General features: G+C 65.7%; 14 protein-coding genes. 7 read left to right on the forward strand and 7 right to left on the reverse strand.

Annotated elements, in window-relative coordinates; genetic code table 11:
* Nucleotides 1-8 precede the first annotated feature (8 nt).
* Nucleotides 9-815: a class II glutamine amidotransferase gene (locus tag GW587_RS24405; RefSeq protein ID WP_166107487.1), complete on the reverse strand. Its 807-nt coding sequence runs from the start codon at nucleotides 813-815 to the stop codon at nucleotides 9-11.
* Between the two features lie 154 nt (nucleotides 816-969).
* On the opposite strand from GW587_RS24405, the gene GW587_RS24410 reads away from it, so the two are divergent.
* On the forward strand, nucleotides 970-1,797 hold the full coding sequence (locus GW587_RS24410; protein ID WP_166107489.1) for an EAL domain-containing protein: 828 nt from the start codon (nucleotides 970-972) through the stop codon (nucleotides 1,795-1,797).
* 15 nt (nucleotides 1,798-1,812) lie between these two features.
* On the opposite strand, the gene GW587_RS24415 is transcribed toward GW587_RS24410, so the two are convergent.
* A complete protein-coding gene (locus GW587_RS24415) occupies nucleotides 1,813-2,175 on the reverse strand; it encodes a TonB family protein (protein ID WP_166107490.1) in 363 nt (120 codons plus the stop codon).
* A 327-nt stretch (nucleotides 2,176-2,502) separates the two neighbouring features.
* Here GW587_RS24415 and GW587_RS24420 point away from each other — a divergent pair, with 327 nt between their 5' ends.
* The 6 genes from GW587_RS24420 (at nucleotide 2,503) to GW587_RS24445 (ending at nucleotide 7,962) form a co-directional block, all read left to right on the forward strand.
* Nucleotides 2,503-2,943: a hypothetical protein gene (locus tag GW587_RS24420; protein WP_166107492.1), complete on the forward strand. Its 441-nt coding sequence runs from the start codon at nucleotides 2,503-2,505 to the stop codon at nucleotides 2,941-2,943.
* Nucleotides 2,944-3,000: 57 nt separating this feature from the next.
* Complete coding sequence (locus tag GW587_RS24425) at nucleotides 3,001-3,762, forward strand: YcbK family protein (RefSeq protein ID WP_229259632.1); 762 nt, start codon at nucleotides 3,001-3,003, stop codon at nucleotides 3,760-3,762.
* A 47-nt stretch (nucleotides 3,763-3,809) separates the two neighbouring features.
* Nucleotides 3,810-4,220, forward strand: coding sequence for a hypothetical protein (locus GW587_RS24430; protein WP_166107494.1), 411 nt, complete (start codon nucleotides 3,810-3,812; stop codon nucleotides 4,218-4,220).
* Nucleotides 4,221-4,245: 25 nt separating this feature from the next.
* Complete coding sequence (locus GW587_RS24435) at nucleotides 4,246-5,055, forward strand: transporter substrate-binding domain-containing protein (RefSeq protein ID WP_166107496.1); 810 nt, start codon at nucleotides 4,246-4,248, stop codon at nucleotides 5,053-5,055.
* Between the two features lie 2 nt (nucleotides 5,056-5,057).
* On the forward strand, nucleotides 5,058-5,714 hold the full coding sequence (locus GW587_RS24440) for an amino acid ABC transporter permease (protein ID WP_166107497.1): 657 nt from the start codon (nucleotides 5,058-5,060) through the stop codon (nucleotides 5,712-5,714).
* A gap of 100 nt (nucleotides 5,715-5,814) precedes the next feature.
* Complete coding sequence (locus GW587_RS24445) at nucleotides 5,815-7,962, forward strand: putative bifunctional diguanylate cyclase/phosphodiesterase (RefSeq protein ID WP_229259633.1); 2,148 nt, start codon at nucleotides 5,815-5,817, stop codon at nucleotides 7,960-7,962.
* Here the strand turns inward: GW587_RS24445 and GW587_RS24450 are convergent.
* The 5 genes from GW587_RS24450 to GW587_RS24470 all read right to left on the reverse strand — a co-directional run bounded on the left by GW587_RS24450 (nucleotide 7,959) and on the right by GW587_RS24470 (nucleotide 12,971).
* A complete protein-coding gene (locus tag GW587_RS24450) occupies nucleotides 7,959-9,002 on the reverse strand; it encodes a hypothetical protein (protein WP_166107501.1) in 1,044 nt (347 codons plus the stop codon). The genes GW587_RS24445 and GW587_RS24450 overlap by 4 nt on opposite strands.
* Before the next feature lie 20 nt (nucleotides 9,003-9,022).
* Nucleotides 9,023-9,934: a flagellar hook-associated protein FlgL gene (flgL, locus tag GW587_RS24455; protein WP_166107503.1), complete on the reverse strand. Its 912-nt coding sequence runs from the start codon at nucleotides 9,932-9,934 to the stop codon at nucleotides 9,023-9,025.
* Between the two features lie 10 nt (nucleotides 9,935-9,944).
* Entirely contained in the window at nucleotides 9,945-11,315 is a 1,371-nt protein-coding gene (flgK, locus tag GW587_RS24460) for a flagellar hook-associated protein FlgK (RefSeq protein ID WP_166107505.1), read from the reverse strand.
* A gap of 93 nt (nucleotides 11,316-11,408) precedes the next feature.
* The gene (locus tag GW587_RS24465; RefSeq protein ID WP_166107507.1) at nucleotides 11,409-11,834 is read right to left on the reverse strand and encodes a rod-binding protein; all 426 of its coding nucleotides are present in this window, start codon (nucleotides 11,832-11,834) and stop codon (nucleotides 11,409-11,411) included.
* 9 nt (nucleotides 11,835-11,843) lie between these two features.
* Nucleotides 11,844-12,971: a flagellar basal body P-ring protein FlgI gene (locus GW587_RS24470; RefSeq protein ID WP_166107509.1), complete on the reverse strand. Its 1,128-nt coding sequence runs from the start codon at nucleotides 12,969-12,971 to the stop codon at nucleotides 11,844-11,846.
* Nucleotides 12,972-12,983 lie beyond the last annotated feature (12 nt).

Consider the following 12,983-nt stretch of genomic DNA (forward strand, 5'->3'; position numbering starts at 1 on the left):
GTTCAGTTCTAATAACATACTTCCAACCGCCATTCCCGGCGCTGCGCCGGCGCCGCTCCCACTTCCTCGCCGCCGGCGAACAATTTCAGTTCGCCCGGGGCGAAGCGCGTCCACGCCTCGTTCGAGGTCAGCGGCTGGGTCGCGATCACCGCGATGCGGTCGTCCAGATGATTGTGCTTGCTGAAGTCGATGCTCAGGTCGCAATCGATCAGCTGCGCCACCGAAAAAGGATATTCCCGCACCACCACGTGCAAATCGGTGCTGCAATGGGCGAACAGCAGCTCGCCGTTGGAGAGGATGAAGTTGAAGGTGCCGAAGGCGGCCACTTCGCCGGCCAGCGTTTGCAGCGCCGCATACAGCAGATGCCGCTCCGGCTCGGCGTCGAAGCGCAGCGCCAGGCCGGACAGCAGGTGGCAGAAAGCGCGTTCGCTGTCGGTGTCGCCCCACGGCGCGTACAGGCTGGGATTCGGCTCGAACAGCTTGAGGTCGCCGTTGTGGGCGAAGGACCAGGTCCGGCCCCACAGCTCGCGCGTGAACGGATGGCTGTTCTCCAGCGAAATGCGGCCCTGCGTGGCCTTGCGGATGTGCGCCACCACGTTCCTGGCCTTGATCGGGTTTTGCTTGAACTGCGCCGCCAGCGGCGAATCGATCGACGGCAGGTGGTCGGTGTACAGCCTGCAGCCGGCCGAGGTGTGCAGCGCGATGCCCCAGCCATCCTTGTGGTCGCTGGTGCGGCCGCCGCGTTCGGAGAAGCCGGCGAACGAAAAGTCCACGGCGGCGGGTTTGCTGCTGTTCATCGCAAGGAGTTGGCACATGGGCGTGGGGCGAAGTTAAACGGTGTCCCACGATAACGGCCGCGCGCCATAGGCGGAACGAATGTTTTGGCATAACCATAGGTGAAAGCATTCGTTCTGCTTTGCCGCGCGCGGGCATACGCTGTCGACATTCTCAGTATCCGTCGAGGGTTTCATGTCATTTCCCATCCTGCAAAAGTATCTGGCGCGGCTATCCGACGCGACCGGCGCCGCCACCAGCATCTGGCTCGATCACGAGGGCAAGGCGCAGGGGCGGTTTTTCAATTGCACCATGAGCAGCGCGTTCCAGCCGATCCGCCAGGCCGACAGCGGCGCGGTGCACGCCTATGAAGGGCTGGCGCGCAGCGTCTCGGCCCAGGACCAGGGCCTGTCGCTGTGGAAGCTGCTCGACCACGCGGCCAGCGACGACGAGTCCATCGAGCTGGACCGGTTGTGCCGCATGCTGCACTCGATTAATTTCTTCCGCCAGGCCGACAGCGCGCCGAGCGCGCACGCCGATCTGTACCTGAACGTGCACGACCGCCTGCTGAGCGCGGTCAGCAGCAATCACGGCCACGCCTTCCGCCGCATCCTCGATGCGCTGGAACTGCCGGTGGAACGGGTGGTGCTGCAATTGCCGGCGGCGACGCCGCAGCAGGGCTGGCTATTGAATTATGTGTCGGATAACTACCGGCGCAACGGTTTCCGTTTCGCGGTCAATGTGGCGGGTGCGCGCGACGGATTGCACGTGCTGGGGCGCTTGCGGCCGGACGTGTTGAAACTGGATGCGCGGGACTTGCAGGATCAGGCGGCCTTGCTGGAACTGCTGCAGCGTTGCGCTGCCGACAAGGTGACGCTGGTGTTCAAGCGGCTGGAGACGCCGCAACAGCTGACGGCGCTGCGCCAGCTGGGCGACACGGCGGGCGTGTCGCTGCTGGTGCAGGGCTATCTGCTCGACGAGCCGCGTGCCGCGCTGCTGGAGCCGGCACGCCGCGCCGCATGAGCGGGGACGCGGGGATCAGTTCAGAACCCAGTTGTATTGCACTTGTGCCCAGACCGGAGCGGCGCTGCTGTCCTTGGCGGCGGCCTTGAACTTGCAGGTGGCGCTGGCGCGTTGCGAAGCCTTGTCCAGGGAGACGTGGCCGCTCGACGAGATCACTTTGCTTTCCTGTACATTGCCTTCGGCGTCGACCAGCACGGCCAGCTTGACCGCGCCTTGCACTTCGTCGTCCTGCCACGAGTTGCGATAGCTCGGCACGTTGCAGTCGGCGTCGGCCAGACGGGAAGCGGCGGTGCCGACGGCGCCGGCGGCGCTGGCTTGACCGGCGAAGGAAGCCAACAGCAGAACGGTGGCGGCGGCGAGGATGGTGGTCTTGGTCATGGTAGGGCTCCAGGTAGATTCGTTAAGTTGTGTCCAAACACAGCTGGTACCACTCAAATATACTGCGCCGCATCATATATTGAAAATTTATTGTTCTGATAGCTGGCATGTCCTAACCGCATAACTACCCTGTTTCTAGAGGTAAAAGTAGTTGCCGATGGGTACTGAAATGTTACCGCTAACTTTTTGCGATACAGGAAAAGTGACTTGCTTGCACATCTGCATCATTTCGAATATTAATGGCTGCTGGTGAGCTATAACGATATGAAATTTGTATTTTTGTGCTCGGCTGCTTAAATGGAACCTCTCAGTCAAAGGAGGTTCGTCATGAAGATCATTACTTTGGTAACGCTCGCAGCCATGTTCGCGGTGGTGCCCGCCACCCAGGCTCAGCAGCAGGAACAGGATAGGGTGATCGTTCCGCTGCCGCCGGTCGAACAGAGCATCGAGCTGCCGGCCAGCTACAAGAAGATGTGGCCGGACCAATACGAAGCCTACAAAGGCGCGTACAACCTCTCCAACGGCCAGACGCTGTCGATCCGCAGCTTCGGCACCAATATGGTGGCCTACATCGACAACGAGAAATGGCACAAGCTGGTCGCGGTCGCGCCCAATACCTTCGTCGCGCTGGACCGGCAACTGAAGATGGAAATCAATCTGCATGACGATGGCGACGCCAACGGCTGGGTGCACATGGTGGTGCCGGCGCAAAAGCTTTCCAGCGGCGAAATCGTGCCGGAAAAAGTGATGTCGTTCGCTATGCGCTAGTTTTTCATTTCCCTCCGCATACGCTATAGTAGGCGTATTGATTTTGACGGATGGGCTATGGCATCGCGCAGAGAGTTTTTACAGCAGGGATTTGGCCTGACGGCCGCAAGCTTTTTGTCGGTCCCGCTGATCGGCTGCGCCAGCAGCAGCCCGGCGCGGCAAAGCAGCACGGCGGCGGTCGCCAAGCCCGTCTCGCACGCGGCGCCTTCGCCGGCGGTGGCGCAAGCCCGTCCGGCGGCCGCCATGGCGCGCGCGTCGGAGCAGTCGGCGCCATCGCTGGCGCGGGGCGAACCGGAGCCGCCGCCGGATATCTTCGACGCCCAGGCGCTGGACCTGGAGTTCTGGCTCAAGCCGCGCACCATCGAGGTGTACCGGCCGGCCAGCAACGAACGCGCCAAGCTGCTGTACTGGCGCGACGGCGAGATCATCGACTCGGCCTACCAGGACTTGTGCCATCTGCTGCGCGACGTCAACGGCAAGGAGACCGCGCGCATCGATCCCAAACTGTTTGAAACGCTGTGGGGCACGCAAGCCTTCGTGCAGCGCTACGGCATCGACACGCCGCTGGAAATCCTGTCCGGCTACCGCACCCCCGCGTCCAACAACAAGCTGCGCGAAGCCGGTGTGCCGGCCGCGCGCCAGTCGCTGCACATCGAGGGCCGCGCCGCCGACATCCGTCTCGCCAACCTGAATTCCGAAGTGCTGGGCGGGCTGGTCAAGAGCTTCCGCCAGGGCGGCGTCGGCTTCTATTACCGCGCCGGCGCGCGCGGCGGATGGATCCACGCCGACACCGGCCTGAAACGCACCTGGAAAGGTTGAGGCGGTATCGGCTACACTGCCGGCTTGGTCAGTGAACGGGAATGAGCATGCAAGACAATAAAGAGCCGCCGCGCTTCCGCCCGGTGCCGTGGAGCGGGCTGGAAACGCCGGCCGACGTGGAACTGTGGATCGCCGAGCACAACCTCAGCATGCAGGAAAACATCGGGCCGCAGGAAACCGGCTACGGCGTCTGCTTCACGCTGGCCGAAGGCGGCGAGATCTATATGCAGACCACGCAGGACGGGGCGTTGATCCTCGATGTGACGCCGGAAGCGGCCTGGATCGCGCCGCTGATCATGGCGGCGGCGCGCATCGACGAGGCGCCGCAGGGATCGACGTGGGTGCTGCCGGACGATAAACTGATACAGTTGATGATAGGACTGAGCGGCCTGATCGCCAGTTCGATGCTGGTCGTGGGCCATAACTTCGGGCTGCGGCGGCGGATGGGCGCCTGGTAAGGCCGACATAATAATAAGGAAAACAATGCACAAACGCGATTTCACTTTCACGCTGGCGCGCGGCGCGCTGTTGGCCGGCCTGGCCGCCACCCTGGGCGCCGTGGCGTTGCCGGCCTCGGCCGCCGATCTGCTGGCCGCCGTCAAGGCGCGCGGCACGCTCAAGGTCGCGCTGGAGGGCACCTACCCGCCGTTCAACTACAAAGAGAAGAATGGCGAACTGGCCGGCTACGATGTCGACGTGGCGCGCCTGGTCGGCGCCAGGCTGGGCGTGAAAGTGGAATTCGTCAGCAGCGAGTGGGCCAGCATCCTGGCCGGGCTGTCGGCCAACAAGTATGACGTGATCATTTCCCAGGTCGGCATCAATCCCAAGCGCGAGCTGGCCTTCGATTTCTCGGCGCCGTATATCTATTCGATGCCGCAGCTGATCGTGCGCAAGAACGAGACCGCCGCCTACACCAGCCTGGCCGACCTGAAGGGCAAGAAGCTGGGCGTCGGGCAGGGCAGCGTCTACGAGCAGCAGGCCAAAGCGGTGCCGGGCATCGAAGTGCGCAGCTACGCGGCCGCGCCGGACACCATGTCGGACCTGGCCAGCGGCCGGCTCGACGCGGCGCTGAACGACAGCCTGATGTCGGCCTACCTGTTGAAGATCTCCAAGCTGCCGATCAAGGCCGGCGCGCAGGTCGGCGCGGTCGAGCGCATGGGCATTCCTTTCCAGAAGGGTAATCCGCAGTTCAAGGCGGCGCTGAACAAGGTGCTGGCCGACGCCGCCGCCGACGGCAGCCTGAAGGCGATCTCGCTGAAGTGGTTCGGCACCGACGTCAGCAAGGCGCCGTAAGCATGGAGTTGATGGAGTTGTTGCGCGAGGCCGCGCCGGTGATGCTGCGCGGCGCCGGCTACACGGTGCTGTTCGCGCTGGCCGCGATGGTCGGCGGCCTGCTGATCGGCTTCCCGGTGGCGGTGATGCGGATCCTGCCGTACCGCCTGCTGCGCTGGCCGGCCACCTTGTACGTCAGCCTGATGCGCGGCACGCCGCTGCTGGTGCAGATGTTCATCATTTATTACGGCCTGCCGGGCATCGGCATCGAGTTCACGCCGGTCACGGCCGGCATCCTGGCGCTGAGCCTGAACTCCGGCGCCTTCCTGTCGGAAAGCCTGCGCGGCGCCATCGGCGCGGTCAGCAAGGGGCAGTGGGCGGCCAGCTACAGCCTCGGCCTGGGCTACTGGTTCACGCTGTACCACGTGGTGCTGCCGCAGGCGCTGCGGATCGCGGTGCCGGCCATGAGCAACACGCTGATCAGCCTGATCAAGGACACCTCGCTGGTGTCGGTCATCACGCTCACCGAGCTGATGCTGTCGACCAAGGAAGTGATCGCCACCACCTTCCAGCCGCTGCCGCTGTACCTGGCCGCCGCCGGCATCTATTGGGTGTTGAGCCTGCTGTTCGAGGCGCTGCAACGGCGCGCGGAACAACGCTTGAACCGCGCGCACCGTTGACGATCGCCCCTTTTCTCGACACGGACCGGCTTAAATGTTAGTCTGAAGACATCGGAAAAGGGGTGGTATGGAGAAGCCAGCGCAGTCGTCCAGAACCGAAATGCACGCCCGCAGACGGCCGCCGCGCCCGGATGCGTTGGCCGGCATGGCCGTGGTCGCCGAGGCGGCCGCCACGCCAGACCTCGCCCCGATCCGCGACGGCGCCGGGGAAGCCGGTTATTTCAACGATATCTACCTGCTGGCGCCGGTCGGCTATTTCGTGCTTGGCGCCGACACCACCATCCTGCAGATGAACGTGGTCGGCGCCGACCTGCTCGGCCTGCCGCGCAACAACCCGGAACGGATCGCGTTCCGCCCCTTCGTCGCGCCGCGCTTCTTCGACGATTTCGACCGGTTCCTGCGGCGCGCCGTCCACAGCCGGCAAGCCGAACAGTGCTCGCTGCAACTGGTGCGCTCGCGCAGCGCGCAAGGCATTCCGGTGACGCTGCGCGCCAGCGCCGACGGCGGCGGCGCGTTGCGCGTGGTGCTGGAACCGGCCGAAGGCATGCTGGCCGCGCTGGAACGCAGCGAGGAACGCTTCCGCCGCATCGTCCACAGCGCCGAGGAGGGCATCTGGGAAATCGACGCCGCCGCCCGCACCAGCTTCGTCAATCCGAAGATGGCGCGGATGCTGGGCTACGGCATCGAGGAGATGCTGGACCAGCCGCTGGTGGCGTTCATGGACGACGAGGGCCGCGCCATCCTGGAACGCAATATCGCGCGCCGCCAGCAGCCAGGCAACGCCGACGAGCGGCGCGAATTCAAGTTCCTGCGCAAGGACGGCAGCGGGCTGTGGGTGACGCTGGCCACCAATCCGATCTTCGGCGCCGACGGCGGCTACCTGGGCGCGCTGGCGCTGGTCAACGACGTGACGGCGGCGCGCGCCTCCGCCGAACTGATCTGGCACCAGGCGAATTTCGACGACCTGACCGCGCTGCCCAACCGCCACATGCTGCACGACCGGCTGGCGCAGGAGGTCAAGAAGGCGCACCGCGAGGGCGTGCTGCTGGCGCTGCTGTTCATCGATCTCGACAATTTCAAGCAGGTCAACGACACGCTGGGCCACGAGCAGGGCGACGCGCTGCTGGTGGAGGCGGCGCGCCGCATCACCACCTGCGTGCGCGCCTCGGACACGGTGGCGCGGCTGGGCGGCGACGAGTTCGTCGTGATCCTGTCCGGGCTGGACCAGGTCAGCGGCATCGACCGCATCACGCAGTCCATGCTGGCGCTGCTGAACCGGCCGTTCGCGCTGGGCGCGGCCAGCCCGTCGATTTCGGCCAGCATCGGCATCGCGCTGTTCCCGTCGGACGCGGCCACGCCGGAGCAGTTGCTGCGGCACGCCGACCAGGCCATGTACGCGGCCAAGCAGGACGGCGCCAACCGCTACAGCTATTTCACGCCGGACCTGCAGCTGGCGGCGCAGGCGCGCCGGCAGGTGACGCTGGACCTGCGTTCGGCGCTGGCCGACAGCCAGTTCGAGTTGCACTACCAGCCCATCGTCGACCTGAAGACCGGCAAGATCGCACGGGCCGAGGCGCTGCTGCGCTGGCGCCATCCGCAACGCGGCATGCTGGCGCCGGCCGAGTTCCTGGCGTGCGCCGAGGCGGGCGGGTTGATGGTGGAGATCGGCGACTGGGTGTTCCGCCAGGCGGCGCGGCAGGCGCGCGCCTGGCAGGATGAGCTGGGGCCGGGCTTCAAGGTCGGCATCAATCAATCGGCGGCGCAGTTCCGCGGCGACACCGCGCTCTACGTCGGCTGGCTGACCTACACCGCCGAGCTGGGGCTGGCGCCGCGCAACCTCGTGATCGAACTCGGCGAAGGCGTGCTGCTGGATCCCGGCAGCCAGGTGGCGGGCCGGGTGCGCGAGTTGCGCGAAATGGGCTTGCAGGTGGCGCTGGACAACTTTGGCACCGGGTATTCGTCGCTGGCGCATCTGAAGCATTTCGGCATCGACCTGCTCAAGCTCGACCGCAGCTTCATCGGCCGGCTGGAAAGCGACAGCGGCGACCTGGCGATGTGCGAGGCGCTGATCGTGATGGCGCACAAGCTGGGGCTGCGGGTGGTGGCGGAGGGCGTGGAGACGGCGGCGCAAAGCGGACTGCTGGCGATGGCCGGCTGCGATTTCGCGCAAGGCCATGTGTATGCGCGGCCGATGCCGGCGGCGGAACTGAGCGCGCTGAGCAGGCGCGGCGTGGCGCTGCCCGACTAGCGCAGGCTCAGCAGCGAAATCACGCGTTCGCGGCTGATGCCGGCCAGCGCCGAGGTGATCGACAGCAACGACTGGTAGCCGGGCTGCCTGGCGGTCGAGACGAAATTCTGCGCCACCTGGTCCATGCCGGCCTTGCTGCCTTTCGGCGCCGCGCTCTGTACCCGCGCGTTAACCTGGTTCAGCGCCTGTTGCACCGAGCCGATCGAGCGTTCGACCTGGGCCAGCGCCTGCACCACCTGTTGCAGCGTGGCGCGGATCGCTTCCATGTCGGCGGTCTGCCAGGTGTCCGGATCGACCGCCGGCGCCTCGGCCTCGGCCTTGACGCGGTTCAGCTGGCCGGTGGGGAAGCGGATGCCGCTGCCTTGCACCGCGATGGTGTCGCGCACATTGGCCCATTGCGCTTCCGGGGTGGAAAACTCGAGCTGGGCGCCGTCGCCCAGCTTGACGCGCACGCCGGCCGGCGCCAGCGCCTCGTCGAAGCGCTGGGCGATCTGCTCGTCGCTCAGGCCCGGCTCCAGCACCACCGAGCGCAGATTCTGGCCGCCGCCGATGGAGATCGCCAGCACTTCGCGCGCGCCGCCGCGCAGGTTGGCCAGGTTCATGCCGCGCACCGTGAACTGGGTGCTCGCGCCCTTGTTGCTGAAATTGAGTTGCGAGTCCAGCGTGCCGCCGGAGGCGTTGCCACGGTTGCGCCAGGTGTTGCTGAACTGGCGCACGCGCGACTCCAGCACGCCGTCGGCGCGCTGGCGCGCGGCCAGGCGCGAGCTCAGGTCGGCCTTCAGGTTGCGCAGCTGGGCCGCGCTTTGTTCGAGGAAATCGAGCGCCTGCTGGGCGCCGGAGATGTCGCCCTGCAGCGGCTGGTCCCAGTTGCCCAGGCCGCGACGCAGCGGCGCCGCCGAGTTCGGCGTCGGATTGACCGGCGTGGCGGTGGCCGCGTTCTCTCCATTCAACCCCAGGGAGGTGCCGTCCACCGCGCTGGCATTGCCGGCGTTGGCGCCGGGAACGACGACGGTGGGGGTTGAGGAAGGAGAAATTTGCATGCGCGGGACCGGTGGTTGGATTACAGGATGTTAAACAGCGACAGGCTGGAAATTTTCGAGTATGCCTTGTACGAGGCCTGCAAGGCCAGCGTGTAGCCGTTCATTTCAATGGTGGCCTCGCCGATGTCGAGCTCGGAGATGCTCTTGATCGCGGTCTTGTTCGACAGGCCGACGTTGTTGTGGTTGTTGGCCAGCGTTTCCATGACGGTTTGCGCGCCGCCGAAGGTGGCGATCTTGCCGGCGACGAAGTCCAGCGCGGCGGCGGCGCCGTCCATGTTGGCGGCCAGGACCTCGTTCAATGGCGGGGTGCCGGCGCTGCCGTCGGGCGCGCCCAGCGCGGTGATGGTGGTGTCCATCTGGTTGAGCAGCTTTTCCAGGCCGTCGACGTCGACGTTGATGACCTGGCTGATGCCGTTGCCGACCACCGATTTCTGCTGGCCGTTGTTGCCGGTGTAGCTGTAGCGCGAGCCGACCGGGGCGGTTTCATCGTAGGTGATCGCCGGCTGGTCGGTCAGCGTGCCGGAGAAGATGTAGCGGCCCTCCTGGTCTTTTTCGTTGGCGCTGTAGTAGATGCTGTCGCGCAGCGAGGTCATGGTGGCGGTCATCGCCTTCAGGTCGTCCGCCGTGTTGCTGCCGTCCGAGGCCCAGACCAGCAGGTCGTGGCTCTGGGTGATATCGTTGACCATGCTCGACAGGTAGGATTCGTTGGACGACAGGCGGATCTTGATGGCGCCGATGTTGTCGATGTACTGGTCGACGATGGCTTGCTCGCGGGTCAGGCGCGACAGGCGCACGTTGCCGACCGGGTCGTCCGACGGCACCTGGATGCGGTTGCCGCTGGCGATGGCGGCGGTCAAGGTGGCGATCTGGCTCTGGTTGTCCTGCAGGCCGCGGTTCATGGTGGCCTGGAATTGGCTGGTGGCGATGCGCATGGTGCTGTCCTTAACCGAACATTTGTAAAGTCGAATCGAACAGGGTGTTGGCGACCGCGATCACCTTCATGTTCGCCTGGTACATATTCTGGAATTCGATCAGGTTGATGCCTTCCTCGTCGGTGTTGACGGCGCTGGTCGATTTCCAGTCGTCTTCGGACTGGTTGCGGATGGTGGTGGCGGTGCGCAGCTGCGACTGGTTTTGCTGGCTGTCGATGCCCAGCTTGCCCACCAGCTGGGTGTCGGCGTCGTTCAGCAGCACGGTGCCCAGCGAGGTGACGGTGATCGGCTGGCTCTTGATGTCGATCAGCTGTTGCAGGTTGCCGCTGTCGCCGGGCGTGCCGTCGCTGGAAAACGCCAGGTCGCCGGTCTGGAAGCCGTCCGCGACCTGCAGCAGGCCGAGCGCGCTGGCCGGATTGAACACCAGCAGCGGCGGGCCCATCTCGGTGGCGTTCTTGAACCCCAGGGCCAGCTGGTCGTTGACCTTCTTGCTCATCTGCTCGGCGATGTCGGCGATCGACTTTTGCAGCGGCAGCAGGGTGTTTTTCTTGTAGTCGCCCAGGCCGCCGAGCTGGCCACCGACCTGGGTATCGTCCAGCTTGAATTTGGTGTTGCCGAAGTTCAGCGTCAGCGTCGGGCCGTCGGTGCCGGTCTGGTACGACAGCGTGGCCGAGATATTGGTCACCACCAGCGGCTGGCCGCCCTTGAGGGAAATGTTGGCGCTGCCGTCCGGGTTGGTGATCACTTCCACCGCCACCTGCGAGGCGACGCCGTCGATCAGCTGTTCGCGCTTGTCGATCAGGGCCGAGGTGTTGCTGCCGGACGCGCCGACTTCGATGATCTGCTTGTTCAGCGCGGCGATGCCGGCCAGCGATTCGTTGAGCGACGGCAGGATCGCGCTTTGCTGCTGCTGCACCGACACCAGCTGGGTGGCGGTGAGGTTGTAGATGCTGTTGAATTGCTGCGACATCGAATCGGCGGCGGTGATCACCTGCTGGCGCAGCGGGGTCGAGGTCGGATCGACGCCGGCCGCGTTGAGCGCCTTGAAGAAGTTGTCGACGCCGTAGCTGATGCTGGACTTGTTGTCGCTCATCACGGTTTCCAGCTGCGTCAGGTAGGGCTGGGTCTGCGCGTGCGAGCCGAGCTCGGAGGCGGCGCGCCACATCTGTTGCGACTTGTAGGAATCGCTGAAACGCAGCAGCGAGCCGATCTGCACGCCGTTGCCGGCCGACTTGGCGCCGGGGTCGGAGGCGATCGCCACCAGCAGCACGCCCTGGCGGGTGTAGCCCTTGGTCTGCGCGTTGGCCAGATTCTGGCTGACGGTGTTCAATGCGGCCTGGGCGGCCAGGGCGCCCGACAGTGCGTTGTAGGTGATGGTCATGTAGCGGGGTCTTTCCTGGTGAAGGCCGGAGGACCAGTTGCCCGCAGTGTCTAGGCTGCCGCCACCGGTCCGTTATCTAGCAAAGGCGACCGCTTACTTGGCGGAATTAAGCGTCGCGCTAAAATTTTGCGTTCCGGCAACTGCCGGGGCGGTCGCCGCCGGCGGCGCCTGCTGCGGCAGCAACTGGCGCAGGATGGCGTCGGCCACGCCGAAGGCGCGCTTGCCGGCCAGCTGGTCGGCCACCAGGTTGTCGGCCATGTCCAGCATGTCGTCGTTGATGCGGTCCTTGGTCGGGCTGTCGTCGGCCGCCAGCGCGCGGGTGGCGTCGCGCATCTTGTGCAGCATGTCGCCGATGAAGAAGCTCTCGAACTTGACCGCCGCCTCGGTGGCCTTGGCGCGGTAGGCCGGGTCGACGCTGTCGCCCGGGACCGCGCCGGCGACCGGGTAGCTGTCGTTCAGTTTGCCGGCCACGCCCTTGCGCAGCAGGGAGGGATCGAGTGGAGGAGGCGTGAAGCTCATGGGAATTCCTTAGATGACGACCAGTTCGCCTTCGATGGCGCCGGCCTGGTCCAGCGCCTGCAGGATGGCCATGATGTCGTCGGGCGAGGCGCCCAGGCTGTTGACCACGTCGATGATCGATTGCAGCTTGGCGCCGGCCGGCCATTTGAACATCTGCGCCGCGCCCTGGTCGGCCGTGACCTGGGATTGCGGCGTGGCCACGGTGGTGCCGCCGGCCAGCGCGTTCGGCTGGCTGACCTTGGTGCTCTCGGAGATGACCACCTTCAGCGAGCCGTGGGTGACGGCGGCGGCGCGCACCCGCAAGCCCTCGGCGATCACCACGGTGCCGGTGCGGGAGTTGAACACCACTTTCGGCGCGTCGTCGCCGACGTCGATGTTGAGCGCCTCCAGCTTGGCCATGAAGGCCACGCGCTGGGTCGGATTGGCCGGCGCCACCACGTCGACGCTGGTGGCGTCGCTGGCGGTGGCGATGTCGCCGAAGCGCTTGTTGATCGAATCGACGATGTTGATCGCGGTCTGGAAGTGCGGATGGCGCAGCGACAGGCGCACCGTCGGCTTGGTCGAGAAATCGGTGGCGATCTCGCGCTCGATCGCGGCGCCGCTCGGGATGCGGCCGGAGGTCGGGGTGTTGACGGTGATCGAGGAGCCGCTCTTGCCCTGGGCGCTGAAGCCGCCGACCACCACGTTGCCCTGGGCCAGCGCGTAGACTTCGTTGTCGGCCGCGCGCAGCGGGGTCAGCAGCAGGGCGCCGCCGCGCAGGCTTTTGGCGTCGCCCATCGACGACACCACCACGTCGATGCTCTGGCCGCGGCGGTAGCCGGGCGGGAACACCGCCGACACCATGACGGTGGCGACGTTCTTCGACTTGGCGTCGGTGCCGTCCGGCACCTTGACGCCGAACTGCTTGAGCATGTTGATCACCGACTGGCTGGAGAACTTGACCTGGGTCGAGTCGCCGCTGCCGTTGAGGCCGACCACCAGGCCGTAGCCGACCAGCGGATTGTCGCGCATGCCTTCGACCGCGACCAGGTTGCGCAGCACCTGCGCCGCCTGGGCCGGCACGGCGGCCGTCAGCGCGAAGCACAGGGCCAGGGGCAAGGGCAAGGCAAGGAGGCGGTGCAGCGAGCGGAAATTCATGGGACCATCCGG

Origin of the sequence: Duganella aceris (assembly GCF_011090165.1) — a bacterium.
Classification (GTDB): domain Bacteria; phylum Pseudomonadota; class Gammaproteobacteria; order Burkholderiales; family Burkholderiaceae_D; genus Rugamonas; species Rugamonas aceris.

Excerpts from the sequence above, each read along its gene's own strand:
- GW587_RS24405 (WP_166107487.1), bottom strand. The coding sequence starts at position 815 with ATGTGCCAACTCCTTGCGATGAACAGCAGCAAACCCGCCGCCGTGGAC.
- GW587_RS24410 (WP_166107489.1), top strand. The coding sequence starts at position 970 with ATGTCATTTCCCATCCTGCAAAAGTATCTGGCGCGGCTATCCGACGCG.
- GW587_RS24415 (WP_166107490.1), bottom strand. The coding sequence starts at position 2,175 with ATGACCAAGACCACCATCCTCGCCGCCGCCACCGTTCTGCTGTTGGCT.
- GW587_RS24420 (WP_166107492.1), top strand. The coding sequence starts at position 2,503 with ATGAAGATCATTACTTTGGTAACGCTCGCAGCCATGTTCGCGGTGGTG.
- GW587_RS24425 (WP_229259632.1), top strand. The coding sequence starts at position 3,001 with ATGGCATCGCGCAGAGAGTTTTTACAGCAGGGATTTGGCCTGACGGCC.
- GW587_RS24430 (WP_166107494.1), top strand. The coding sequence starts at position 3,810 with ATGCAAGACAATAAAGAGCCGCCGCGCTTCCGCCCGGTGCCGTGGAGC.
- GW587_RS24435 (WP_166107496.1), top strand. The coding sequence starts at position 4,246 with ATGCACAAACGCGATTTCACTTTCACGCTGGCGCGCGGCGCGCTGTTG.
- GW587_RS24440 (WP_166107497.1), top strand. The coding sequence starts at position 5,058 with ATGGAGTTGATGGAGTTGTTGCGCGAGGCCGCGCCGGTGATGCTGCGC.
- GW587_RS24445 (WP_229259633.1), top strand. The coding sequence starts at position 5,815 with ATGCACGCCCGCAGACGGCCGCCGCGCCCGGATGCGTTGGCCGGCATG.
- GW587_RS24450 (WP_166107501.1), bottom strand. The coding sequence starts at position 9,002 with ATGCAAATTTCTCCTTCCTCAACCCCCACCGTCGTCGTTCCCGGCGCC.
- flgL (WP_166107503.1), bottom strand. The coding sequence starts at position 9,934 with ATGCGCATCGCCACCAGCCAATTCCAGGCCACCATGAACCGCGGCCTG.
- flgK (WP_166107505.1), bottom strand. The coding sequence starts at position 11,315 with ATGACCATCACCTACAACGCACTGTCGGGCGCCCTGGCCGCCCAGGCC.
- GW587_RS24465 (WP_166107507.1), bottom strand. The coding sequence starts at position 11,834 with ATGAGCTTCACGCCTCCTCCACTCGATCCCTCCCTGCTGCGCAAGGGC.
- GW587_RS24470 (WP_166107509.1), bottom strand. The coding sequence starts at position 12,971 with ATGAATTTCCGCTCGCTGCACCGCCTCCTTGCCTTGCCCTTGCCCCTG.